General features: G+C 34.9%; 25 protein-coding genes. 18 read left to right on the top strand and 7 right to left on the bottom strand.

Annotated features, from left to right (window positions below):
* Positions 1 to 16 precede the first annotated feature (16 nt).
* The gene (dsbD, locus tag HUE88_RS07710) at positions 17 to 1765 is read left to right on the top strand and encodes a protein-disulfide reductase DsbD (protein ID WP_194368145.1); all 1749 of its coding nucleotides are present in this window, start codon (positions 17 to 19) and stop codon (positions 1763 to 1765) included.
* Here dsbD and HUE88_RS07705 read toward each other — a convergent pair.
* Genes HUE88_RS07705 through HUE88_RS07695 form a run of 3 tightly spaced genes read right to left on the bottom strand, consistent with a single transcriptional unit; the run spans position 1762 to position 4225 of the window.
* Positions 1762 to 2820, bottom strand: coding sequence for a DegT/DnrJ/EryC1/StrS family aminotransferase (locus HUE88_RS07705; protein WP_194368144.1), 1059 nt, complete (start codon positions 2818 to 2820; stop codon positions 1762 to 1764). The genes dsbD and HUE88_RS07705 overlap by 4 nt on opposite strands.
* Positions 2820 to 3866, bottom strand: a complete 1047-nt coding sequence (gene lpxB, locus HUE88_RS07700; RefSeq protein WP_194368143.1) for a lipid-A-disaccharide synthase — start codon at positions 3864 to 3866, stop codon at positions 2820 to 2822. Before lpxB ends, HUE88_RS07705 begins: the two co-directional genes overlap by 1 nt.
* Positions 3863 to 4225: a c-type cytochrome gene (locus tag HUE88_RS07695; RefSeq protein ID WP_194368142.1), complete on the bottom strand. Its 363-nt coding sequence runs from the start codon at positions 4223 to 4225 to the stop codon at positions 3863 to 3865. The genes lpxB and HUE88_RS07695 overlap by 4 nt, the downstream gene beginning before the upstream one ends.
* A gap of 51 nt (positions 4226 to 4276) precedes the next feature.
* On the opposite strand from HUE88_RS07695, the gene HUE88_RS07690 reads away from it, so the two are divergent.
* Positions 4277 to 5494 (top strand): amidohydrolase family protein, encoded by a 1218-nt coding sequence (locus HUE88_RS07690; protein WP_194368141.1) that lies wholly within the window; start codon positions 4277 to 4279, stop codon positions 5492 to 5494.
* Here HUE88_RS07690 and tgt read toward each other — a convergent pair.
* Positions 5491 to 6612 carry a tRNA guanosine(34) transglycosylase Tgt gene (gene tgt / locus HUE88_RS07685; RefSeq protein WP_194368140.1) on the bottom strand — a complete coding sequence of 374 codons (1122 nt, stop codon included), beginning with the start codon at positions 6610 to 6612 and terminating at the stop codon, positions 5491 to 5493. The genes HUE88_RS07690 and tgt overlap by 4 nt on opposite strands.
* 91 nt (positions 6613 to 6703) lie before the next feature.
* On the opposite strand from tgt, the gene efp reads away from it, so the two are divergent.
* From efp to HUE88_RS07620, 13 genes are all read left to right on the top strand, one after another.
* Positions 6704 to 7270, top strand: a complete 567-nt coding sequence (efp, locus tag HUE88_RS07680) for an elongation factor P (RefSeq protein ID WP_194368139.1) — start codon at positions 6704 to 6706, stop codon at positions 7268 to 7270.
* Between the two features lie 160 nt (positions 7271 to 7430).
* The gene (locus HUE88_RS07675) at positions 7431 to 8342 is read left to right on the top strand and encodes a hypothetical protein (RefSeq protein WP_194368138.1); all 912 of its coding nucleotides are present in this window, start codon (positions 7431 to 7433) and stop codon (positions 8340 to 8342) included.
* 91 nt (positions 8343 to 8433) lie between these two features.
* Positions 8434 to 12039: a DNA polymerase III subunit alpha gene (dnaE, locus tag HUE88_RS07670; protein ID WP_194368137.1), complete on the top strand. Its 3606-nt coding sequence runs from the start codon at positions 8434 to 8436 to the stop codon at positions 12037 to 12039.
* 9 nt (positions 12040 to 12048) lie between these two features.
* Complete coding sequence (locus tag HUE88_RS07665; protein ID WP_194368136.1) at positions 12049 to 13329, top strand: M18 family aminopeptidase; 1281 nt, start codon at positions 12049 to 12051, stop codon at positions 13327 to 13329.
* Entirely contained in the window at positions 13329 to 14312 is a 984-nt protein-coding gene (locus HUE88_RS07660) for a sensor histidine kinase (protein ID WP_194368135.1), read from the top strand. Before HUE88_RS07665 ends, HUE88_RS07660 begins: the two co-directional genes overlap by 1 nt.
* A 51-nt stretch (positions 14313 to 14363) precedes the next feature.
* Complete coding sequence (locus HUE88_RS07655) at positions 14364 to 14684, top strand: hypothetical protein (RefSeq protein WP_194368134.1); 321 nt, start codon at positions 14364 to 14366, stop codon at positions 14682 to 14684.
* Between the two features lie 11 nt (positions 14685 to 14695).
* Positions 14696 to 14980 (top strand): sulfurtransferase TusA family protein, encoded by a 285-nt coding sequence (locus HUE88_RS07650; RefSeq protein ID WP_194368133.1) that lies wholly within the window; start codon positions 14696 to 14698, stop codon positions 14978 to 14980.
* A 20-nt stretch (positions 14981 to 15000) separates the two neighbouring features.
* Positions 15001 to 15702 (top strand): SIR2 family NAD-dependent protein deacylase, encoded by a 702-nt coding sequence (locus tag HUE88_RS07645; RefSeq protein ID WP_194368132.1) that lies wholly within the window; start codon positions 15001 to 15003, stop codon positions 15700 to 15702.
* A gap of 67 nt (positions 15703 to 15769) precedes the next feature.
* Positions 15770 to 18895: a cytochrome c biogenesis protein gene (locus HUE88_RS07640; protein ID WP_194368131.1), complete on the top strand. Its 3126-nt coding sequence runs from the start codon at positions 15770 to 15772 to the stop codon at positions 18893 to 18895.
* Positions 18896 to 18905: 10 nt separating this feature from the next.
* Entirely contained in the window at positions 18906 to 19610 is a 705-nt protein-coding gene (locus tag HUE88_RS07635; RefSeq protein ID WP_194368130.1) for a DUF2461 domain-containing protein, read from the top strand.
* On the top strand, positions 19607 to 20557 hold the full coding sequence (hemH, locus tag HUE88_RS07630) for a ferrochelatase (protein WP_194368129.1): 951 nt from the start codon (positions 19607 to 19609) through the stop codon (positions 20555 to 20557). Before HUE88_RS07635 ends, hemH begins: the two co-directional genes overlap by 4 nt.
* An 8-nt stretch (positions 20558 to 20565) precedes the next feature.
* The gene (locus tag HUE88_RS07625) at positions 20566 to 21195 is read left to right on the top strand and encodes an HAD family hydrolase (protein WP_194368128.1); all 630 of its coding nucleotides are present in this window, start codon (positions 20566 to 20568) and stop codon (positions 21193 to 21195) included.
* A gap of 43 nt (positions 21196 to 21238) precedes the next feature.
* Positions 21239 to 22486 (top strand): hypothetical protein, encoded by a 1248-nt coding sequence (locus HUE88_RS07620; protein ID WP_194368127.1) that lies wholly within the window; start codon positions 21239 to 21241, stop codon positions 22484 to 22486.
* On the opposite strand, the gene HUE88_RS07615 is transcribed toward HUE88_RS07620, so the two are convergent.
* Entirely contained in the window at positions 22475 to 22864 is a 390-nt protein-coding gene (locus tag HUE88_RS07615; RefSeq protein WP_229860030.1) for a hypothetical protein, read from the bottom strand. The genes HUE88_RS07620 and HUE88_RS07615 overlap by 12 nt on opposite strands.
* Positions 22865 to 23046: 182 nt before the next feature.
* Between HUE88_RS07615 and HUE88_RS07610 the strand changes: the two genes are divergently transcribed.
* From HUE88_RS07610 to HUE88_RS07600, 3 genes are read left to right on the top strand one after another with little or no spacing between them, the layout of a single operon-like run.
* Complete coding sequence (locus HUE88_RS07610) at positions 23047 to 23658, top strand: hypothetical protein (RefSeq protein ID WP_194368126.1); 612 nt, start codon at positions 23047 to 23049, stop codon at positions 23656 to 23658.
* 45 nt (positions 23659 to 23703) lie between these two features.
* On the top strand, positions 23704 to 24003 hold the full coding sequence (locus HUE88_RS07605; protein WP_194368079.1) for a transposase: 300 nt from the start codon (positions 23704 to 23706) through the stop codon (positions 24001 to 24003).
* 11 nt (positions 24004 to 24014) lie between these two features.
* Positions 24015 to 24881: an IS3 family transposase gene (locus HUE88_RS07600; RefSeq protein WP_229860027.1), complete on the top strand. Its 867-nt coding sequence runs from the start codon at positions 24015 to 24017 to the stop codon at positions 24879 to 24881.
* A 219-nt stretch (positions 24882 to 25100) separates the two neighbouring features.
* On the opposite strand, the gene HUE88_RS07595 is transcribed toward HUE88_RS07600, so the two are convergent.
* Together HUE88_RS07595 and HUE88_RS07590 are read right to left on the bottom strand one after the other, a co-directional pair.
* Positions 25101 to 25694, bottom strand: coding sequence for an outer membrane protein (locus HUE88_RS07595; protein WP_194368125.1), 594 nt, complete (start codon positions 25692 to 25694; stop codon positions 25101 to 25103).
* Between the two features lie 13 nt (positions 25695 to 25707).
* Positions 25708 to 26001 carry a hypothetical protein gene (locus HUE88_RS07590; protein WP_194368124.1) on the bottom strand — a complete coding sequence of 98 codons (294 nt, stop codon included), beginning with the start codon at positions 25999 to 26001 and terminating at the stop codon, positions 25708 to 25710.
* Between the last annotated feature and the right edge of the window lie 7 nt (positions 26002 to 26008).

Raw genomic sequence — 26008 nt, 5'->3', positions numbered from 1 at the left:
ATATGAAAGATTCTTAATGAAAAAAATTATACTTTTTGTACTCTCCTCTATTTTACTATTTGGAGCACAGCCTAAATTTTTAATGCCTGAAGAGGCTTTTAATCCAACTGCTAAAATTAATGACAATACACAAATAGAAGCTAAAATAGAGATAGCAAAAGAGATATATTTATATAAAGATGCTGTTAAGTTAATTATTAAAGATGGAAGCGGTATAAGCATTAAAAACATCAAGTCGCCTAAAAGTGTTGAACACGATGGAGACATGGTTTACCTTGAGTCGCCGACTTTCTTTATAGATTTAAAAAAGGAAAGTGGTGTTACCGGCATAAAAAGTGTTGAGTTTGAACTTACGTATCAGGGTTGCTCAGAGCTAGGCTTGTGTTACGAGCCATATACAAACTCTTTTAAGTTTGATGTAGATAGTTCAAGACTATCTTCAGAAGGACAAAATCTTCCGTTGCAAAAATCAGAGGTTGCAGAAGATGTATCTGAGAGTGACTCTATAGCCAATACAATAAAGTCAGGTAGTGTTATTGTAATTCTTTTGACTTTTTTAGGCTTTGGACTTTTGTTGGCTTTGACTCCTTGTGTGTTTCCAATGATACCGATTATATCTGGAGTTATTATAAGTCAAGGTGAGGGGATAACTACCAAGAAGGCATTTATGCTATCTATCGTTTATGTTCTTGCTATGGCTGTAGCTTACACGATTGCCGGTGTGTTAGCCGGTCTGTTTGGCTCAAACCTTCAAGCAGCACTTCAAACTCCTTGGGTTATATACTCTTTTTCTGGAGTTTTTGTAGTACTTGCTATGAGTATGTTCGGATTTTTTGAGCTTAAACTTCCAAACTTTATAATTGAAAAAGTTAGTTCAAACAATAACCCTAATGGGTATATCGGTGTTGCAATAATGGGATTTTTATCAGCTCTTATAGTTGGTCCATGTGTGGCAGCTCCACTCGCTGGTGCCTTAGTCTACATTGGGCAGACAGGTGATGCTGTTCTTGGTGGAATGGCTCTATTTTCTATGAGTATTGGAATGGGTCTTCCTCTTATTGTTGTAGGAGTTAGTGCTGGTAAGTTTATGCCAAAACCTGGAGCATGGATGACCATGGTTAGCGCAGTATTTGGTGTAATGATGCTTGGTGTCGCTGTTTGGATGCTAGAGCGTATTGTAGATGCTCAAATTACCACGCTTTTATACTCTGTTCTTGGGATTGGTTTTGCAATTTACTTAGGTGCTCTTGAGCGTGATGGACATATATTTAAAAGAACTACCGCTGTAATCATATTTGTTTACTCTATAGCTCTTTTTATTGGGGTTATGGCTGGTTCAAGCAGTATGACAAAGCCACTTTGGTTTTTAAACTCTCCCTCGGCTACGGTTGGCAGCCAGAATGTTACTTCACATGTAAAGTTTGAAAAGGTGACTTCAGTAAAAGAGTTAGATGCACTTTTGGCTAAGAACAGCGGCAAAAAAATAATGCTTGACTTTAGTGCTGATTGGTGTGCATCTTGTAAAGAGTTGGATGAGATTACATTTGCAGACGAAAGAGTAAAGGCTAAGCTTGGCGAGTTTGTCCTAATTAGGGCAGATTTAACAGATAATGAGCAGGCTCAAAAAGAGCTTAGTAAAAAGTATGGTGTTTTTGGACCGCCGGTAATGATATTTTTTGATGAAAACTTAAAAGTATTAAGCGCTAAAACTATTGTAGGTTTTATAGAGCCAGATGAATTTTTGGCTCATCTTGGCAAGATTTAGTTTTTGATTACTTGAACTATAAAGTCTTGCTCTGTTTCTGTTAGAAAAGCACTCATAGGCAGTGACATTATTTGTGAAGATATTTTTTCACTTACAGGGTAGTTTCCCTCGTTGTAGCCTAGTTTTTTGAACGCTTCTTGAAGGTGAAGAGGAGTAGGGTAATAAATAATAGTTGGAATTTCTTCATCTCTTAACTTCTCCATCATAGCCTCTCTATCTTCAACTCTTATAGAGTAGTGAGAAAATACACATGTATTTGACCCTGAGATTTTTGGAACTATTACATTTGCATCTTCAAGCAGGTCATTGTATCTTGTACCTATCTCATCTCGAAGTCTTACCTCTTTATCAAAATGTTTTAGTTTTACACCAAGTATTGCTGCTTGAGTCTCATCGAGACAGCCATATATCTTATGTTCCAAAAGAGCTCTAGTTTTTGTTGCCAGCTCCTCATCATTTGTAAAAACTGCTCCGCCGTTGCCATAAGCGCCCAGTGGTTTTGATGGGTAAAAACTTGTATAACCTATTGTTGAGAGGTTGCATGATTTTTTGCCATTATAAGTTGCGCCAAAGCTCTGAGAAGCATCTTCTATTACGGGTAAATTACACTCTTTTGCTATTTCATTGATTGCATCCATATCTGCACACTGTCCAAAAAGTGAGACAGGTATGATTACTTTGGTTTTTTCAGTTATAGCATTTCTTATTTTTAGAGGGTCAATATTGTAACTATCTTCATCAATGTCTACAAAAACAATATGTGCACCTAAAAGTGAGATTACTTCGGCAGTTGAGCTCGATGCAAATGGAGTAGTTATGACTTCGTCGCCATGCCCAATGTTTAAAGCAACTAAGGATAGCATAAGGGCATCAGTGCCACTTTCGCAACCAATAGCGTGTTTTGCTCCAGTATATATAGCTAAACTTGTTTCTAATGATTTTAATTTCTCTCCATACAAGAACTCGGCTGATCTAAATACATCTAAAACTTCAGTTTCTATTTCTGATTGATACTCTCTATATTGTGCTTTTAAATTTACAAAATCAATTTTCATTATTTTCCCTCTATTATTAATGCAACATTTTTTGAACTTCCATGTTGCAAGTATTTTCTTAATGCTTTTGAGTCACTTAAAAATTCACTTCTGTCATACTCACTGAAGGCTTTAAGTAAATTATCTACCGTAACATTATCTTGGATAAACTCAGGGTGCATATCTCTCTTGTTAAACTTTGTAAACATTATATTACTAAGTCCTATATGGTTTAATTTTACAAGTTTGCTTGCTATAAAGTAGTCAAGTGGTTTTGCTATATATGTTAATATAAAAGGAGTTCCAATAAGTGCTGCTTCTAGCGTAGCAGTTCCACTGCATATAAATGCAAAGTCAGAATCCAGAAGTGTTTTATGTGCGTTGTGAGCTATTTTAAAGCCGCTTAAATCACCATAAAGTTCTTTTATATCGTGTTGGCTGAAATGTTCTGGTATAACAATAGTAGCTTCTACATGTAGCTTTTTTTGAAGCTCTTTATATATGGGCATAAGCTTGTTTATCTCACCTTTTCTACTTCCTGGCATAAAGGCAATTTTTTCTACATGTAGATTTAGTTCCTCTTTATACTCTTTTATAATATCAAGAAGAGGGTGCCCTACATAGGTGATTGGAGCATTTTTTGAGTAATACCCTTTTTCAAACGGAAGTATAGAAGCTAAATGGTCTATGGTTTTTTCAAGCACTGGTATACGCTTTGGTTTCCAAGCCCATGCCTGAGGTAAAATATAGTAGATTATCTCTTTATCGGGGTGCATTTTTTTAATTTTTTTAGCAAGAGGCAGGTTAAAGCCTGATGAGTCTATAAGTAAAACTTTATCTACATCTTTAGCTAAGTTTGCCATCTGAGTGTTTAATTTAAAGAAAAATCTCAGTTTTTTAATAGCATCGACAAAACCCATAATAGCAAGGCTTCTTAAATCAATAATGCTATCACCGAGTTCACTGTCAAATATACCAACAAACTCTACATCTTCACTTAACTCTTTTTTTAGAGATTTCAGGTGTATATTTGCAGAGTGCTCTAAGGCACTAACTAAAATCTTCATGATCCACCGTCTCCTGATGTTTGAAAGCTGTCATCATATCTTTGTGCACTCTCATCCTTTACAAACTCATACATGTAGGTTGTTAAATTGTCTATATCTGCATCACTTAGACCAGAGGCATAAGCTATCATCATCTCTTGTTGCTGTGTGTCTGCTTTTTTGGAGCGGAAGTATTTAAGTTTGTAACTCATATAGCCCTTGGCTCTATTTGCCAGATGTGGGTACTCATGCAAACCTTCGAGATTATTGCCATGGCAACTATAGCACCCTTTTTGTATATATATATATTTCCCTGCTTCGTAAGGTGTCTGAGCTTGGGACAAAGAGAGTAATAAAAACAGTATAAGAAAAAAACGCAATCTAAGCCTTAATAGAATATAATTTTATCATTATAGCAAAGGTGGTCTGAAATGGTTATACAAAATGCAGTAATCTGTGACTGTGATGGGCAAAGAGAAGCTGATATTCGCATAGAAGATGGAGTTATTACACAGATAGATGTAAATCTATCAGATGCTCATATTGTTGATGCTAAGGGCTCATACTTTATGCCGCTTTTAGTAGAGACAAACATAAGACTGCAAGACTCGATTTTAAACTCTAAAAACATCAGGTCTATCGCAGAACAAGCACTTAGCGGTGGGGTGGGACATGTTGTGTTAAATGCAGACAGCACTCCTGCAATAGATAGTGAAATAGTTTTAGAATTTGCTCAAAATGGTCTTCATGACTTAAGTGGTGCAAAGGTTGACTTGATGATTAACACACTAAAAGAGGATGCAACCCTTAGCAATATAGCAATTCTTTTAAAAAGAGGCGCAATAGCTCCCTATATGAGTACGATTGCCAAAAATGATGTGGCAATTAAAATAGCTCAGTATTGTCAGATGTATGATGTTACTCTGTTTTGTAAAGCGGAGGATAACTCACTTATTAAAAGTGGTGTGATGCTCGATGGAGATGTAAGCTCGAAACTAGGTCTAGCAGGGATACCGGACCTTAGTGAAGTTTTGCATGTATCTCGTATGATTGAGATAGCAAGACACTTTAAAATCAGAATTCTTTTTAAATCAATCGCTTCTCCTCACTCTGTCTCTTTAATAACTCAGGCAAAAAAAGATGGTGTAGATGTAAGGTGTGAAGTCTCTATTCATCATCTTATAAAGTCAGATGAGGCTTGTGAAAACTTCAATACAACTGCAAAACTTGACCCGCCACTTGCTTGTAAAAGTGATGTAAAACTTCTGCAAGAAGCACTTAAAAACAATCAGATAGATGTGCTTACTACTCTGCACCAGCCAAGTTCTCCTGTAAATAAAGAGGTTGCTTTTTTTGATGCAGCTTATGGGTGTGAAGCACTTAGTGAAGCGATGCCACTTTACTACACAAAACTTGTAGAGTCAAAAATGATTAACATGAGTGAGTTAGTAAAACTTGCAGCTAAAAATAGTGCCAAGAGTATTAAACAAGATTATGGAACTATACATGTAGGTCAGAGTGTAAGCGCAATGTTGTTTAATCCGAATATAAAAGTAACTATCACAAATGAACAGTCACTTTATAATGGTGAAGAGCTTAGCGGAAAAGTAACTGCTATATTTGACGGAAATAGAGTAACTGAGTTTTAAGAGCGTTTTTTATAAAACTCTGTTTTAAACTCTGCAAATCTATCTTCAAGTATAGCCTCTCTCATCTCTCTCATTAGATTTAGATAGTAGTGAAGGTTGTGAATAGTTGCTAGTCTAAAGTATGAGAGCTCTTTTGCTCTGATAAGATGGTTGATATATGAGCGAGTATATCTTTTACATGTAAGACATGTACACTCCGGATCTATCGGCAGCTCGTCCTCTTTAAACTTTGCCCCTTTAATGTTTATTTTACCAAATGATGTAAAAAGAGTTCCATTTCTAGCATTTCTTGTGGGCATTACACAGTCAAACATGTCGATACCGCGCTCAACGTTTTCTACTAGGTCTTCAGGAGTTCCAACACCCATTAGGTAGCGAGGTTTGTCTTTTGGCATATATTGGACAGTATGCTCAACTGTATCGTACATGTCCTGATTTGCCTCTCCAACACTTAGTCCGCCGATAGCAAAACCGTCATAGTCTGTTAAAGCGCAAAGTTCAGTTGCACTCTTAGTCCTGAAAGCTTTGTCCGTTCCACCTTGAATAATTGCAAAGATGTTTTGCTCTGTGCCGATTCCTTTTGCCTGATTTGCTTTATGGTACTCTATTGACTCTTGCGCCCACTTTGTTGTTCTGTCAATAGAGAGAGCAATTCTCTCCTGAGTAGCAGGAAGAGCAACTAAATCATCTAATATCATCATGATATCTGAGCCAAGATTGTTTTGAATATCTATAACTTTACTAGGAGTAAAAAGGTGTTTTGAGCCATCTATGTGAGAGCGAAATTCAATGCCGTTTTCTTTATGTTTGGTCATGCTGCTAAGGCTAAATGCTTGAAACCCTCCGCTGTCTGTTAAAAAACTTTTAGGGAAGGTCGTAAACTTGTGCAGTTTACCCATTTTAGCAACGGTCTTATCGCCAGGTCTTAAGTACATGTGATAAGTGTTTGCAAGAATTATCTCAGCTCCAAGTATATCAAGAACATCCTCCATGTCAAGTGACTTAACACTCCCAACAGTCCCAACTGGCATAAAAACCGGTGTTTTAATAGTTGAGTGAGCTGTTTTAATTGTACAAGCGCGAGCATTTTTTGAAGTGGCATCTAAAGTAAATTCCATATTTTATAAATCCGTAAATTTTTTTGACATTATAGCATTCTAAGCCCATTTAGTGTAGAATCCGCAAAAATACTTAACTAAAGGTGTGTCTATGGCAACTATCGGAATGAGCGATATCAAAAAAAATGTTCGTCTAATTGTAGGTGAAGTACCATATAAAGTGGTAGAGTTTCAACATGTTAAACCAGGTAAGGGTGCAGCATTTGTACGTATGAAAATGAAAAGTTTTTTAAATGGTAAAGTTGTTGACAAAACAGTTCATGCCGGTGATAAGTTTGAAGTTCCGATAATTGATTTCAAAACAATGCAGTACCTTTATGATGATGGTGAAATGTACCAGTTTATGGACAATGAAACTTATGACCAACTTGGTCTATCGTATGAGCAGTGTGACGATGCTGCAAAATGGTTAAAAGACGGAACTAATGTTGATATGATTTTCTTTAAAGGCAATGCTATTTCAGTTGCTGCTCCTGAAACAATGGAGTTAATTATTACTGAGACTCCTCCAAACTTTAAAGGCGATACTTCAAGCGGAAGTAAAAAACCGGCAACTCTTGAGACAGGGGCTGTTGTTCAAGTTCCTTACCATGTTTTAGAGGGTGACTTAGTAAAAGTAAACACTGTTGATTGTGAATATTTAGAAAAAGTTAAATAATTGTTTTACATGTAGAATTTCTACATGTAAAATCTCTACATGTAAAATCTACTCTCAAAAAAAACTCAAAATTCTTTCTTGCACTCTATTAAATGATATTAAACAATAAATTAGAAAGATTTATGTAGTATTTGAAATCAAATTTACATATGGCTATCTAATGAAAAAACAAACTTATTTACAGATTTTATTTTTTATTACAGCTATGGGAATAATCTTTTTTTACAATTCTAAATATCATATTACTTTAAACGAGGACGCTTTTCCGATAACTATAGAGGAACATGCTGATAAAGCAACTGTTGAGCTAATACAAATTGAAACAGAAGAAGTATCTGTAAAAGCTGAAACAGATTCCAATCTATCTGTTGTGCAAGATAAAAACACAACTGTTGTAAAAAAAGAAATTATAAGTAGTGTAAAAAAAATAGATAAAAAAATAGAAAAACCAATCCTAGAACATAAACCAAAGCTTGTAAATAAAAATAGAAAATTTATAGAAGTTGCAAAAGTAGAAGAGATACCTTTGGATATTTACAATAAATATGATGCAAAAACTACAAAAAAACAAAAAATATATAAAAAAGAAATTATTGTTTTGGACAATACTAATTTTGATATTGTTGATTCACCCATCCCTGATGAAATTTTAACTAATCCTAGAAAATCTTATAAACAAAAGCAGTATAAAGATGAAAAAGCACCTAAGAAACTAGAAGATATTAAAAGAGTTGCAGTTTTGTCTGATTATAAAAAGATTAAAGTAAAAAAAATAGATAAACCGGTAGAAAATGTAAGAAATATTAAAAGAAATGTTTCAGTATCTTTGAAGCCTGATGGAGAAAATATATATTCAAACAGGTGTAGGTTATGTCATGGCAAAAGTGAAAGTTTAATAGAAAAATACACCGCAGAGAGATGGAGAGAATTGCTTGCAAATGACGGCTCAAGTCTAAACTCAGTGCATGAAAAAACAATGGTCTCAAAATTAACTCAGAGCTTTTATAAGAGCAAAAACTATTCAGCACAGTTTGCTTCTCTTAAAGATTTTATTATCAGTTCTTTAAAGTGAGAGTGGTATAAAACATCAGTAAAATAAATTACTAAAGCTTAAGACAATTTCACTATAATCAAAAAATAATTTATAAAATATAGGCAATAATATGAGTGCACAACCTTTCACACATTTACATCTTCATACTGAGTATTCACTACTAGATGGTGCAAACAAACTAAGCAATTTAGTCTCTCGCGTTAAAGAGCTTGGTATGACTTCGGTTGCTATGACTGACCATGGAAATATGTTCGGTGCAATCGACTTTTATCAGCAGATGAAAGGTGCGGGAATTAAACCCATTATTGGAATGGAAGGTTATATTCATAATGGCGACACACTAGATGACAAAAGTACAAAACAGCGTTTTCACATCTGCCTTTTTGCTAAAAATCAAAAGGGTTATGAGAACCTTATGTATCTATCCTCTAAAGCTTTTATAGATGGCTTTTACTATTTTCCCCGCATAAATAAAAAAGAGCTTCGTGAACATAGCGAAGGGCTTATCTGTACATCTGCATGTCTTCAGGGTGAAGTAAACTGGCACCTTAACCTGCAAAATGAGAGAAATGTAAGAAATGGCGCTTTGGGATACGTCGGAGCGGTTGCTGTTGCACAAGAGTATAAGGATATATTCGGCGATGACTTTTACCTTGAGCTTATGCGTCATGGTATAGGTGACCAGCTATTTATAGATGATCAGGTACTTAAGATATCAAAAGAGTTAGATATAAAAATAGTTGCTACAAATGACACTCACTACACATACCCGGGTGATGCTCAGTATCATGAAGCGTTTATGTGCATAGGGATGAATAAACTCTATGATGACCCTAACCGTATGCGCCACTCAGTACATGAGTTTTACTTGAAATCTCCAGAGCAGATGGCAAGAATATTTGCAGATATTCCAGAAGCACTCACACACACTCAGGAGATAGTTGATAAGTGTAACTTAGAGCTTAAGCTGGGTGACCCGATTCCGCCAAATTTTAAATTTACTCCTGAGTACTCTAAAAATGATGGTCTAGATATAAATCATGAAGATGATTCTCCACTTGCATCCGATGCCTCACTAGAAGATAAAAAAAAGTGGTTTAGCGGGATTGACAAGAATGATGCAGAGTACTTTATACATCGTTGTGAAGTTGGCCTTATAGAGAGACTTAAGCATGTGTCAGAAGAAAAGCATGAAGAGTATAGAGATAGACTTAAGTTTGAGATGGATGTAATAAACTCAATGAAGTTTCCCGGCTATATGTTGATTGTTTGGGATTTTGTAAAGGTTGCTAAAGAGAGAGGTATAGCGGTTGGTCCTGGTCGTGGTTCTGCTGCTGGGAGTCTGGTTGCATATTCACTAGATATTACAGACATTGACCCTATGAAATACGACCTCCTCTTTGAGAGATTCCTAAATCCTGAACGTGTTTCAATGCCCGATATAGATATGGACTTTATGCAAGCACGTCGCGGAGAGGTTATAGACTATGTTGTTGAGAAGTACGGACGTAATCAGGTAGCTCAGATTATTACCTTTGGTTCTCTACTAGCTAAAGGGGTTATAAGAGATGTTGCCCGTGTACTTGATATGCCGCTTTCTCAAGCTGACAAGATGGCAAAACTTATACCTGATGAACTTGGTATTACTCTAAATGGTAAAACAAAAAACGGCGACTTTATAGCTGGGGCTTTTCAAAAAGAGCCAAAACTCCAAGAGCTTATAGAGAGCGATGCAAACTCAAAGAGAGTATGGGAATTTGCTAAGAAGCTAGAGGGTCTTAAACGTAACTCAGGTATACATGCAGCGGGTGTTGTTATCTCTAATGAAGAGCTATGGTATAAGACACCTATATATAAACCTTCAGGTGAGACAACCTTTGTAACTCAGTACTCACTTAACTATCTTGAAGATGTTGACCTTATAAAATTTGACTTCCTTGGTCTTAAAACTCTTGATGTTATAGATAATGCTATTAAGCTGATAAAGAGAAGATATGACAAAGATGTAGTTTGGCATAAAATAGATGAGAATGACCCTAAGGTTTATGATGTAATCCGTGGAGGAGACACTGTAGGAATGTTTCAAATAGAGTCCTCCGGTATGCAGGATTTAAATAAACGACTAAAGCCGGACAACTTTGAGGACTTGATTGCGGTCTTGGCACTTTACCGTCCTGGTCCTATGGAGTCTGGAATGCTTGACAGTTTTATTGAGAGAAAGCATGGGCGTGAGGCTATTGAGTACACTTTTGACACTATGGAGTCTATTCTTGGAAAGACTTACGGGGTCATCGTTTATCAAGAACAGGTAATGCAGATAGTTCAGACTATCGGTGGTTTTTCTCTTGGATATTCTGACATTATCCGTCGTGCCATGGGTAAGAAAAAAGACATGAGTGTTTTTAATCATGAGTTTAGTGACGGTGCACAAAAGCAGGGTTATGATTATGATAAGGCCTCAAAACTATTTGATTTGATTGAGAAGTTTGCAGGGTATGGTTTTAACAAGTCTCACTCGGCAGCCTATGCGATGATTACCTTTCAGACTGCATGGCTGAAGACATACTATCCAAATGAGTTTATGGCGGCACTTTTAACCTCGGACAAGGACAACACAGATAAAGTTGTTCGTTATATCGATGAGGTAAAGAGAATGGGAATTGAGCTCTCTCCTCCTGATGTAAATGACTCATACATGGAGTTTTCCGCAATAACTAAAGATGACAAAGAGATAATTCTTTTTGGTTTAGGTGCCATTAAGGGAGTAGGTGGGGCTGCTGTTGAGTCGATTATTCAAACTAGGGAACAAGATGGTGAGTTTACCTCGATTGAGAATTTTGTAAACCGTATAGACCCATCAAAAGTAAATAAACGATTTGTAGAATCAAGTATAAAGTCAGGTGGTTTTGACAGGTTTGGCTACTCGAGAAAAGCTCTTTTAGACCAGATAGAACTAATAGTTGAAACTGCTAAAGATGCTGCAACTGCCAGAAAAAATGCCGTTGGCAGTCTCTTTGGCGATGATGAAGAGATTACCACTGTAAAATTATCTCTTAAAAACTCGGATGAATATGAGCTAAAAGAGATTTTGGAATTTGAAAAGGAGACCTTGGGATTTTACGTATCAGGACATCCGCTTGATAAGTATAGAGAACAGATGTCTGAATTAAACTACACTATGTCATCAGAGATTGAGAGTGTAAAAGACGGCTCCAGTGCGATTTTTATTGGAAAAGTAGAAGAGATACAAAAAAAAGTATCTAAAAAAGGAAATCAGTTTGGTATAGTAAATCTTATGGACTTTCATGGAAATGTCGAGATTATGCTTTTCTCGGATAAGCTCGATGAACTAAACGAGATGAACCTAGAAGAACCTGTGGCATTTAAAACTAAAATAACACACACAGAGATGTTTACTCGTATAGGCGTAAGTAAGATAATGACACTAAAAGAGGCAATTAAAGAGACTAAAAAGACTAAAAAAGAGGTTAGAGAAGCACCACTTGAGCCTATACATTTGGCAATTAGACTAGATAGTGAAACAACAATTTTAGATGAGCTTTATACACTTGTCCGCCAAAATCCAGGTAACAGAGAACTAAAACTTACGATAATTTCTAAGCTTCAAAACGTTGTGATTGACTCTGCCATAAGAGTTGACAGTAAGATATTGACTGCTTTAGACGGCAATCTACATGTAGATATATTAAGTTAAGGAAAACAGATGAATAAACAAGATTTTAATGAAGGGTTGTTAGGCTTTTTAGATGCTTCGCCGACACCTTTTCATGCTACGAAAAATATGGCAATGATGTTTTCTAATGCCGGATTTACCAAGCTTGATGAAGCCGGTAAATGGGAGTTGCAAAAGGGAGAGAAGTACTACCTTACTAGAAACGACTCTTCGATTATAGCTTTTACATATTCTGATAATAAAAACTACACGATGGTAGGGACGCACACCGACTCCCCAAATCTGAAGCTAAAACCAAATCCTGTTATAAAAGAGCATGGGGTTGTAAAACTTGGAGTTGAACCTTACGGCGGGCTACTTTTAAACCCTTGGTTTGACAGAGATTTATCTCTGGCGGGAAGAGTGACATACTTAAATTCACAAAACATTATAAAAGATGCCCTGATAGATGTTAAAAAAGCTATTGCTGTTATCCCCTCTCTCGCTATCCACTTAGACAGAGAAGTTAACAACACTAAAAGCATAAATGCACAAACAGATATAACTCCTGTTCTTACATGTAATGAAGATTTTACTAAAGAAACCGGAGGTTTTGAATTTGACAATTTTATAAAAGAACAGCTTCTACATGTAGGGATTGACGATGTAAAAGAACTATATGCGAATGAGCTTAGTTTTTATGACACTCAAAATGCCTCTTTTGTCGGGTTGAATGATGATTTTATAGCAAGTGCGAGAGTTGACAATCTTCTTAGCTGTTACGTTGGGATGCTAAGTATTTGCAGTGTTGATGCGCAGACACCTATGCTTTTTATTGCAAGCGACCATGAAGAGGTGGGAAGTGCTTCCACCTCAGGTGCAGCAGGTTCATTTTTGGAAAATACACTTAGAAGACTCTATAGTGATTACGAAGAGTATATGCAGTTAATAAGAACATCACTCTTTATCTCTGCGGACAATGCACATGCAGTCCATCCAAACTACCCATCTAAGCACGACAAAGAGCACTCTCCATACATAAATAGAGGGAGCGTTATAAAAGTAAATGCAAATCAGAGATATGCTTCAAACTCTAAAACAATTTCAAGGTTTTTAAATGTAGCATCTTCTCTGGGTGAGCCAACTCAAAACTATGTAACAAGAAGTGATATGGGATGCGGCTCAACAGTAGGTCCAATAACAGCTACAAGGCTTGGTATTGACACCTTAGACGTGGGACTTCCTACTTTTGCCATGCACTCAATAAGGGAGCTTTGCGGAGCAGATGATGCCTACTCTTTGTATAATATTATTTTAGGGTTTAATGACTGATGTCCAGTATAACACCCCAAGAGTTAAACCTCTTAATAGAGCAGACTTACAAGGTTGAGAATGATTTTAATGAGCTAAAAAGCTCTTATGCCCATCTGCAAGATACAGTAGAGAAAGTTGTAGAGTTTTTGCCAAATGCCATCTGGATACTAAACGATGATGGTTCTGTTTTTTTGCAAAACTCACAGGCTAAATCTTTATCTGAACTGTTGGAACTTCTTGAGCCTAAAAACAATGACTATGAAGTATCATTTAATAAAAATTCCTACTTGATAAAAAGCTCATCTTACAAAGATAAAGTGATGCTTAGTGCTACAGATATAACAGAGCAAAAAAGAAAAGAGAACCTCGCAACTATGGGGCAAATGGCCGCTCATCTCTCACACGAGATAAGAAATCCAATCGGTTCTATATCCCTTTTAAATTCAACTCTTAAAAATAGAGTTCTACCAGAAAACTTGCCAATAGTCGAAGAGATACAAAAATCAGTCTCTAGAATTGAGCGGATTATCAAGGCAACGCTAATGTTTAGTAAAGGAGTTGAAGCAAACATATCCCCTTTTATGTGGAGTGACCTTCAAGAAGAGTTAAATATGTTAGTCGGGTATTACGGCTACACCAAAGATATAACTTTTATTTTCCCAACTCAAAAATTTATACTCAATGCAGATAAGGGTCTTTTAGAGATGCTTTTTTCTAATTTTTTGGCAAATGCTATCGATGCAATAGAGTTGGATGAGAATGAAGATGGGATTGTGGAAATTATTTACAAAAAAAAGGGCAACTTTCACGTTTTTTATATATATGACACAGGTGTTGAAATTGAAAATACTACAGAGCTGTTTGAAGCATTTAAAAGTACTAAAGTTAAAGGTAACGGGCTTGGACTGGTTTTGTCGAGACAAATTGCACAAGCGCATGGGGGCAGTGTTGAACTTTTACGAGGAGAAAAAAAAGGGTTTGAGATAAAAATAGCTGTTTAAAAAATGGAATATGAATTGCTTATTAAATATATAATATATTCAGGAATAAGCATGTTCAAAAACAGTGAAAAAATAGTTCCGCTGCTCGATTATGTGAAAATAGACAGATTTTATGTGGTTTGTCATTTTAAATGTAAAATTAAAGATAAAACAATTGTCTCAACTGTGCCGTTTGAGCCGTATGATGGCAAAATAGAGATAACTTGGCAAGATATACTGCTACACCCAATTGAATCATATAACAGATATTACCATACTCCTATAACCATCTACGGCAATGATTGTCATGAGACAATTGTTTTAAAAGCTTTTGAGAAAGTTTCCAATTATTTTGATTGGAATCAGGAAGAGCAGAAGTATATATATCACTAAAAGAGAGAAGCATGAAAAAAGAGTTAATTGAATTAAGAAGAGCAACACTAGACATATACAAGTATGAAAAAGAGGGGCTGACTTTTTATGAGTTTGACGCAACTGAGTGCGAACCTCCAGAACCTATGGTTAATACAATTGTCGCAATCAGTTTACTAAAAACGAAAGAGGATAGGTTGGTTGGTATATATTTTCATGAGCCGTATCCGCTATATGAGAGGCTTCCTAAAAATATATCCCATGAATCTAAAGAACTCCCAAGTGGTGACTTTAGAGTAACTTTTAAAATAGACTAAACTTCAATAAAGGTTTTTTTATGGGAAAAGTTTTAATACTCACAGGTGCAGGTATAAGTGCCGAATCCGGAATATCCACATTTAGAGATAGCGATGGGCTATGGGAAAAGCACCGAATTGAAGATGTTTGCAGTGCAGGATGTTTGGAAACAAACAAAGAGGGGACTAAAAACTTTTATGATGCCAGACGTGCAGATATAAAAGATAAAAAACCAAATTATGCACACAAAACTATTGTAAAACTCAAACATAAGTATCCAGATTATATATCTGTATTAACTCAAAATGTAGATGATTTGTTTGAAAAAGCCGGTATAAAAAAAGATGAAATTGTCCATTTGCACGGTTTTTTACCAGAGATTAGATGTAGGGGATGTGATGCCATTTTTGATATAGGGTGTGAAAAGCAAGATGACTTTGCACAGAGCTGTCCTATCTGTGGCGCACCACTCAGACCTAATATCATTTTTTTTGGTGAACAAGCCCCAAAATATTCACTACTTACAAAAAAGTTAAATGAGTGTGAGCTTCTGGTTATCATCGGAACAAGTGGAAATGTTTTGGATGTGACCTATTTTGCACAGTTGAGTGAAAAATCTATTTTAAATAATCTAGAGCAAAGCAACGCGATAGATGACAGCTACTTTACTAAGGTGTATTATGCAAAAGCTACCGAAGCAATTGCTGATATAGCAGAGTATATTGAAGATTTTTTGAATTAAAGAGATGAGTTTTATTGTCCATTAGTTAATTTTAACTAGAATATCCTTTTAATTTAAGGATATATCTATGAAACAACTTCTCTCTGTTTTAAGCTCCATGAAAACAATGGTAATTATGATGCTAATCTTTGCATTTTCCGTTGGTTATGCAACATTTGTTGAAAATGACTATGGGACTATTACTGCAAAGGCAGATATTTACAATGCAAGATGGTTTGAGGTGCTTTTAACACTTTTAACTGTGAACCTCATGCTAAATATGTATAAATTCAACATGTTTAGTATAAAAAAAGCCCCAATATTTATTTTTCACCTCTCTTTTTTAATTATAATTATCGGCGCTGCTGTAACTCGTTTTTATGGTTTTGAAGGGACAATGTTTATCCGTGAGGGCGAAACTGCTTCAACAATGGAGAGTAAAGATACTTATTTTAACATTACCGCAACAGCAGGCAATGAAAAAGCTACAAGTTCAGAATTTGTCTATTTATCAAAAAAATCTACAAACTCATTGTCGTCATCTTTAAGTGTTGGCGGTAAAAATGTACATGTAGAGTTGATTGACTATATACCAGATGCAATTGAAACGTTAGAGGAGGGAACTGAGGGTGGTTTTGAAGTAGCTGAGATAATGATAACCGGCAATGGCTCCAGCGAGTCTATCAAGCTAAAAAAAGGTACATACTATGAAAATAACTTTGTAGCTTTGGATTTTGCCTCCGGTAAAATGCTATTAAAGCCAACTATATCAGTTTTTGAAGAGGGCGGTAAGCTCTACATGCAACATGATATGCCTCTTAGCTGGATGAAAATGGATGGTGGGGCAAAAGGTGAGATGCCTAAAAGTGATAGAGATGAGTTTGCTACAAGAACACTCTTTGGCGTAGATGGCAGTAATTTTGTTTTACGCAAGTTTTACAGACATGCGACTGAAAAAATAGTCTCCAATCCGGAGGCAAAAGCCTCAAGACCAGGACAAGATGCACTGAAATTTAAAATCAGCGTAGATGATATATCAAAAGAAGTTATGATTTTTGGACAAGCTGGAAGAATGGCACGTGAGTCTCATAATGAGTTTAATGGAGTAGACGTGCATGTATCTTACGGTTCTAAAATTATAACACTTCCGTTTGGAGTTAAGCTTATAGATTTTCAGCTTGACAGATACCCGGGTTCTATGTCTCCGGCATCATATGCAAGTGAAGTTGAACTTATAGACAAAGAGCAGGGTATCAATATGCCGTACAGAATTTTTATGAATAATATTTTAGAACACCGCGGATATAGATTTTTTCAATCTTCATACGATCAAGATGAAAAGGGGACAGTTTTGTCTGTAAATAATGATCCTGGAACACTTCCAACATATATAGGTTATTTTCTTTTAGGCTTGGGTATGTTTTGGTCACTTTTTTCAAGAGGAAATAGATTTTCAAAGCTTTCAGAAAAAGCAAAAAAAGCAAGTGAAGCAAAAACATTAGGGTTGTTACTCTCTATTGGTTTATTATTTAGTGTAACACCTTCTTACGCGGAAGAAATAAGCCCTTCGATTAAAACTATACTCTCATTGGATAAAGAGCATTCTAAAAAATTTGGTCAGCTGATTGTTCAAGATAGTGCAGGAAGAATGAAGCCAATGGATACTCTGACGACTGAAATATTGGCGAAGATACACAGAGGCTCATATGTGCAAGTCGGAAGCGAAAAATTGGATTCAAACCAAGTGGTGCTTGGAATGATGATGAAGCCCGATATCTACAGAGACGTTAAAATCATCAGAACAAAAAATGAAATTATAAACAAAATGATTGGTGCAAAAGCAGATTCAAAATATGCTTCATTCTCTCAATTTTTTGTTGATCCTGATAATTTACGTGATTATAAATTGGCTGATGCTGTTGATGCAGCAGTTAGAAAAGAGCCAAAACATAGAGACTTGTTTGATAAAGAGGTTTTAAAAGTTGATGAGCGTGTTAACATATCTTATGCAATATACTCTGGTAATCTTTTACAGATATGGCCTAAGCCAAATGATGTTAATGATAAGTGGTTTTCTACCATAGAAGCACTACAAACATTTTCCCCAGAGAATGTAGAACGTGTTAAGGCAATTGTTTATAGCTATTTTTCAACACTTGACAAAGCGGTTTCTAGCGGAAATTGGAATGATGCAAATAGTGAAATAGAGAAAATAGTTGAGTATCAAAAATTTTATGGTTCATCTATACTCCCATCTGAAGGAAGAATTAGAGCGGAAGTTTTTTATAATGAAGCAGATATATTTGAAACTATTTACCCTATATACCTTTTAATGGGTTTTGTACTTCTTATTCTAAGTTTTACTAAAATTTTAAAACCAAGTTTTAATTTGGCTATTTATTCAAAAATTTCTTTACTAATTCTTGTTGCTCTTTTTGCAGCTCACACAGTTGGACTTGGTTTAAGATGGTATATTGCAGAACATGCTCCATGGTCAAATGGGTATGAGTCTATGGTTTACATCGCTTGGGCAACTGTGTTAGCAGGATTTATCTTCTCTAAGCGCTCAACTATGACTATGGCTTCAACTGCGATATTGACAGGACTTATCCTCTTTGTTGCACACTTAAACTGGATGGATCCTCAGGTTACTAACTTAGTTCCTGTTCTAAACTCTTACTGGCTGAGCATACATGTATCAATAATTACGGCAAGTTACGGTTTTTTAGGTCTGGGTGCACTTCTTGGGTTTATAACAATACTTCTTTTTGTACTTAAAAATGAGAAAAATGAGAAACATATATCTTTATCAATTAAAGAGTTAAATGCTATTAATGAGATGAGTTTAATGGTAGGTTTAGTGCTTTTAACTTTTGGAAATTTCCTAGGTGGTGTTTGGGCAAATGAGTCTTGGGGAAGATACTGGGGATGGGATCCAAAAGAGACTTGGGCTTTAGTAACTATTCTTGTATATGCTGTTGTAGTTCATTTAAGATTTATAAAGTCAGTATATAGTGAGTTTAATTATAGTGTAATCTCATTACTCTCTTTTTCAACAGTTATAATGACATATTTCGGAGTAAATTATTACCTTGCGGGAATGCACTCTTATGCTAAAGGTGACCCAGTACCTATTCCTGATTTTGTTCCTATTACTTATGCAATTATATTTGTGGTAATTGCTTTGGCTTTTAGAAATAGAAAAATAGCTTAAAAGGCTACATGTGGATTTTAAAGGCTTCTCTAATAAAACACTCCCTTTTTTGAGAGCCATCCGCGAAAACAACAATAAAGAGTGGTTTGAAGCTCATAAAACAGAGTATGAGAATTATATTCTAAACCCATCACGCTCCTTCGTTGAGGAGTTTGGTGAGCATCTTATGGCTCTTGAACCAACTATAAACTTTTCCCCAAAAATAAATAAATCACTTTTCAGAATTTATAGAGACACTCGCAGAATGGGTGCAAATAAAGAGCCATTAAAGAGTCGCATTGGTATTATTTTTTGGCAGGGAAATGGAAGCAGGATGCAGACGTCATCTTTTTACATGCACTTCTCTCCTGAAGAACTTTTTGTCGGAGTAGGTGTAAGATGGTTTGAAAAGCCTATGTTGGATGCGTATCGAGAATATATAAAAGATTCACGCAAGAGAGAAGCACTGAATAAACTGCTTCACTCTTTGATGGACAAGGGTTACAGTGTTATTGAGAAAGGGTATAAAAGATACCCTGCAGGTATAAATAAAGAGATGATGTTTTCACATCTGTTTTTATATAAGGGTATGGCAACCTATAAGATATTAGAGCCAAGTTTAATAGAAAATGGTGAAGAACTGATAGAAACACTTTATAAGATATATGAAGATATGTTACCATTGCAACAAGTTGTTTATGAGATAAGTTTGAGAGTCAAAGAGGAAGGCAAATGAAAAAAGAAGCAGTTATTTTACTAAATATGGGTGGACCAAACAACCTTGAAGAGGTTGAGATGTTTTTAAAAAATATGTTTGCCGATAAAAATATATTGACTATGAAAAGTAATCTTTTGAGAAAGTTTATCGGTGGATTAATAGTTTTTAATAGGACTGAAAGTTCACAAGAGATATACAGGCAACTTGGTGGCAAGTCACCAATAGTAGGACATACGAAATCTCTAGTAAAAAAACTTCAAGAGAGACTTGGAGAGAATGTGATAGTTGATTTTGCTATGCGTTATACACCCCCTTTTGCGCCTGAAGTTATAGATAGAATAAACAAAGAAAAAGTACAAAAGATATACTTGATTCCTCTGTACCCTCAACAATCAACAACAACTATAAAATCATCACTTGAAGACTTTGAAGAGAATTACCACAGCAGTGAAGGAAGTGCTGTTTTGGTGGAAATAAAACATTTTTTTGAAAACAAAACATATAACAAAGCCATAATTGAGAGAATAAAAGAAAAAATGGGCAGTGACGACTATAATGATTTTGATATTATATTTTCAGCACATGGATTACCTAAAAAAATAGTAGATGCGGGTGATGTCTATGAGAGACATGTCCAAAAGCATGTTGAGATTTTAAAAGAGATGCTAAAAGATGAAAAAATGAATTTTCATGCTACACATTTGGCGTATCAATCAAAAGTTGGACCTATGGAGTGGTTGAAACCATCTTTGCAGGAGAAACTTGAAACTATAAGAAATAGGGGTGTAATTATATTTCCTATAGCTTTCACTATTGATAACTCTGAAACAGATTTTGAGCTAGAGATAGAGTATCGAGAGATAGCAGAAGAGTTAGGTTTTAAAGAGTATAGAGTTTGTAGATGTCCAAATGACAGCAATCTCTTTATTGATGCTCTTGAAGAGATATATAATAAGATGAAGTAGGGTAGTTTATGAAAGTTGTTATCTTTGACATGGATGGTACTCTGTTGGATTCAAAAAAAGATATTACTATCTCTATAAATCATATAAGAGAATCACACTACAATCTACCTCCTCTTAGTGAAGAGTTTATAGTTGAAGCTATAAATATGGAGGTTAGAAATTTACCTAAACTTTTTTATGATACTGAAGTTTATCATGAGAGAGATAAAAATGCTTTTGAAGTTCATTATGCTATTCAGTGTATACAAAATCCATATCTTTATGATGGGATAAAAGATATGCTTCTTGAGTTGGTTAATAATGGAATAAAAATTTCTGTAGCTACAAATGCTCCAACTCCATTTGCTCTTAGAATGTTAAAGCATTTGGGAGTTTATGAGCTTTTTGATGTGATTATAGGAGCAGATAAGGTGGCTATTTCAAAACCAAACCCAGAGATGCTCGAAAATATTTTAAAGTTTTATGGATTTGACAAGGGCAGTCATAAGGCCTGGATGGTCGGTGATAATTCAAAAGATATGCTAAGTGCAAAAAGTGCTGGCATAGATTCAATTTTTGCAACTTGGGGATTTAGTCCAAAAAGTAATCATAGCTTGGTCATAAGTAATCCAAAAGAGATATTAGATATTGTTTTATAAATTTTTATGATAGAATATATGCATATTATAACAAGGACTTGATGTGTTTGATGCTGATTTACTACTTGCTTATGCGTTTATGGCACTACTCTTTTTAAGACAAATTTCTATATTAAAACAACCAAATAAGATAAATTATGCGCCGATTATGATAGGAATAGGAGCTGTTAGCAGCCTCGTGCATTTCATAATACATCCTGAAGTTATTGATACACTCAATGTAATGAAGGAGAGCTTTTTTCCTTTGTTGATCTCCATGTTACTTTATATTGTTATGAATATATTTCACCAAACAAAGCAATCTCAGCTTGAAAAAACACAATTTGAGTTTACAAAAGCTTTGATAGAACAAATAACACAGCTAAAAGAATTTGCATCTGAGCTTGAAAAGAAAATGATTTTAAACAAAGATGAAGATAGAGAGTCTCAGCAAGAAATAAGAGAAAAGTTCAAGCAAGATATAAAAGCACTAGATGCAATACAGATAAATCAAGGCAAGTTTTTAGATAAATTTTTAGAGATGGACGAGTGGCACAAAGATGTCTCAAAATCATTTACTAATTTCACAGAAGTTCAACTACCATCTTTGGATGATGTTGTACATAAACACATAGATATTCTTAGAATTGCTGAACAAGACCACTTTAACAAAGTTAAAAGTACACTTGAAAAAGCTGTAGAGAGTAGATATGATATGATAAAAGATATAGAAGAGATGAAGTATAACCTAGAGAGTATTGGTAATATTTCGCAAACAATAGCAAATAATATTACCAATCAAACGATTGAACAGCTCTCACATGTAACGAAACCATTCGAAAAGCAGATTTTATCACTTAAATCACATACTGAAGGCGTTGCTACATCTTTATATGAGGGTGAAAGTAAGCTCAGCGCTATTAAAGAACAGAGTGAGATGATAATGAAGCAAATGATTTTATCATCAAAAAAGATGAGTGTATTAGAGGGACAAAATAGTTCTTTACATGACCTCTATGGAAGTATAAAAGAGCTTGTAAGTGATATAGAAATTGTAAAAGGTGAGTATGTAAAATCACAATCACAATTAAGTCTGATTGTAAATGATCTTAAAATAGCTCAACTTAACGAGATTAATAGTGTGAAAGAGCAGATGGAATCTTTGACAGTAGAACTTACAGTAAGGATAGATAACTCTCTTGAAAAATTACACAAGCATTACAATATCGCAAGTGAAGATATATCAAAAAGTGTTCAATTTTTGGCTAAACAGGCTCAAGTTAAAAGAAGCTATTCTGACCTAGATAGATAATATTATTAAGAGAGGGTATATAAAAAGTCCAATATAAGGCAAAAAGTTATTTATTGGTGCTAAAAGTATAAGGGTCAAATCTTGAGAAAGTTCTCTTTTTGTAAATACTTGTTCTATTAGAACTATTTTTGTCGCTATATCTACAGTTTTAATAAAAAGTAAAATCATTGCAAAAGTGTTGTAGTTGCTTAATATTGCAAAACATATTGCAAATATAAATGTTGGCTGCATTATTAAAAACAGCAATACATTTCTAGAATAATATTTATTCATGCGTATAATCATACCCATAATGCTAGGTGCTTTTTGCCAGCTTATTTCATAAGCTTCAAGAAAAACAAAAAGAAGTATGTAGTTTAAAACCAAATCATTTATCATCTTGAAATTCTACAATAATTTTTGCATAATATAATCAAAATTTCGAGCATAAAACCACACTTTTTAAATTCAAATAATAATATAAACAAATAAATAAAAATATTTTAATACCAAAGTACTATTTACATATTATATCACTTATGTTAACATTTAAAAATTATTATATTTTATGGGGGTGTGAGATGTCTACAGGTAAAGTAATAGGACAGATACAAGTATCACTTGGTAATGTGAAAATTGTTGGTTTGGATGGTGTTATTCGTGATACTGCATATGATGGGCTCATGTATGAGGGTGAGCAGATAGTAAGTGGTGATCCTAAGGCACTATTTCAGATTAAGTATACAGCACTTCCCGAGGCAACTGCTTATGATGGTATATTTAGAGTTTTAGCTGACGGCTCAGTTATAGCTGGTATTGATGCCATGGATAGCATTGCTAGTGATGAGAATCTTATGGACTTATTGGAAACAGCGGCCGGAGAAGAAGGTATAGATCCAAGTTCTGCATTTATTCCAATTGATGTCGTTGCCGACTCCAGTGTGCAAGGTTTTGAAAGAGGTTCAAATTCTGGAGTTTTGGGTGCAGATGGGATTGGTTCGGCAATAGAATTCTCAGATGATTTAAATGACTTTGCTCCAACCGCAGAAGATGGTATCAATGTAGCCATGGAAGATAATCCGGCAAATGTAACAGGTCAATTAACTGGTGCAGACGCTGATGGTAATGCTTTTACTTTTGTAGTAGTAGATGAACCTACAGAGGGTGGAGTGGTAACCTTATTTCATACATAGAATTTAAATAATTCTAAGTTAAAATAAAACGAATAAAGGTAGTCCATGAGAACTAGTAAATACACCAAAGAATTTAAAGATTCCACAATTCAATTAATACTTAATAATAACGAGAGTGTCTCAAAGATAGCAGCTGATTTAGATATACATGTAAAGACTTTATATAACTGGATGAGCAGTTATAAAAAAGAGCATAGAATACCAATGAGAGTTGTAAATACATCATCTTCAACAGAGACACTAGATGAAGAGAATAAACGCCTCAGACGAGAGGTAAAGCTTTTAAAGCAAGAGCGTGACATTTTAAAAAAGGCGACCGCGTACTTCGCCAAAGAAGTTCTATAAAGTACGCCTGGATGTATGAACATAGAAAAAGTTTTAGTATTAATCTTATGAGTAAAGTGCTCAAGGTAGATAGGACATCTTATTATCATTGGATAAAAACTGGATGCATTACTAAAAAAGTAGACGAGCAACTCAATGATTTGATTGAAGTTATATTTATTCAAGGTAGAAAAAACTATGGCACAAGAAGAATTCAAGACAAACTAAAAGAACTCTACGGTGTATTAGTATCAAGAAAGCGTATCTCCAGTATCATGAAAGAACTGGGTCTAAAAGTGAACATGAAAAGAAGATATAAAAATACGACAGATTCTAATCATAACTTACCAATAGCTCCTAATCTCCTAAACATGGATTTTTATGCATCTGCTCCAGATGAAAAATATGTAGGAGATATTACATATATCCATACAGGTGAAGGTTGGCTCTATCTGGCTACTGTGATTGATTTATACTCAAGAAAAGTTGTCGGTTGGTCTATGGATGACACTATGAAAGTTTCACTTGTAAATGATGCCTTAAGCATGGCTATTAAGCATAGAAACCCTTCCGAAGGGTTACTATGGCACACAGATAGAGGGAGTCAATATGCTTCTTATGCACATAAAGATTTATTGGAAAAACACTCTATAATTCAAAGCATGAGCAGAAAAGGCAACTGCTGGGATAATGCAGTGGCTGAGAGCTTCTTTAAAACACTCAAAAGTGATTTAGTGTATCAGACATATTTTTATACGAAGAGGCAGGCAAAACAAGAGATATTTGAATATATAGAATTTCATTATAACAGAGTCAGATCACATAGTTATCTTGGAAACTTATCACCTGTTAAATTTGAAGAAATAAACAAAGTGTTACAAATGGAAATGGTTGCTTAGAATTTATAAAAAAGTGTATGAATTTAAGTTACCATTCCATAGTTCTTTCACAGTCTCTACTGATTTTGGAACAATTTATCGATGTAAAAGATGAATAACTTGATTTTAGCATTTCTTTTTACAGGAATTAGTACAGTTTGTAGTGCTTATTTTAGTTTTAGCTTCATCATTTACTTCATATATTTTAATTAATGATTGAAGTGCTAACATTAGACACACTTAAAAAGTGTATCTAACACCAAGATTAAGATTGTTAGCAGAGCTATGAACGAGTTCAGTTTTTGCACTTCCAGATTCTAACTGTGTAGTATGTTTGGCATAGTTGTACATGTACTCTAAACTCAAGTCAAAATCATCTGTTAAAGGGTAAAGGACCCCGAGTCTAGCACCTAATAAAAGAGTACCTGAGGTAGAGTCGTTATCTTTAGTATTTATAGGATTTTTTGACCATGTAAGAGTAGAACTTCCTAAATTTCCTCCTATATAAGGAGTCATTTTTTTATAGTTTGCAAATAGATAATCTATCCCTAGATAAACATTATTCTCATTAGTATCATCCATTGCGACACTTTGATAATTCACTGTTAATTGTAGGTAGTCTCTGTACTTGACTCCGACTCTTAGCTCTGCATTGTATCCAGTGTTTTCGAGTGTACTTCCAAGTATCATAGAACCGACCTTATCAGTTTGTTCTACATTTAAACTAGTATAGCCTAAAGAACCTCCTGCTATAAACTTATAGTCTTGTGCAAGAAGTGAACTACTAAGAAGTAATGCACAAACTGATACTGTTTTAAATAACTTATTTTTCATTGTAATCCCCTTTTTATCTTAGTAAATGCGCTGAGCTACCATTATTGATCAGACAGATCTTTTTTGTTCCATTAGCATCATGGTAGATACTTATAGTCGCATTATCATCATCCTTTACTATCGTGTCACCACTTAGTAGTGTTGTATAGTTAGCTATATCTGTACTAGTTGGTGTTGTCACACAGTCCACACCTACTAGAGAGATGACTGTTACACCATTCTTAAAAGAGGCATCACCTTCATCACTACAAGATGTAAACCATACTGTTAAAAAAACTACTGTTAATGTAATCATATATTTTTTCATGTTATCT

Source organism: Candidatus Sulfurimonas baltica (genome assembly GCF_015265455.1).
In the GTDB taxonomy this organism is placed as follows: Bacteria; Campylobacterota; Campylobacteria; order Campylobacterales; family Sulfurimonadaceae; genus Sulfurimonas; species Sulfurimonas baltica.
This window is presented reverse-complemented; position numbering and strand designations above follow the sequence as displayed.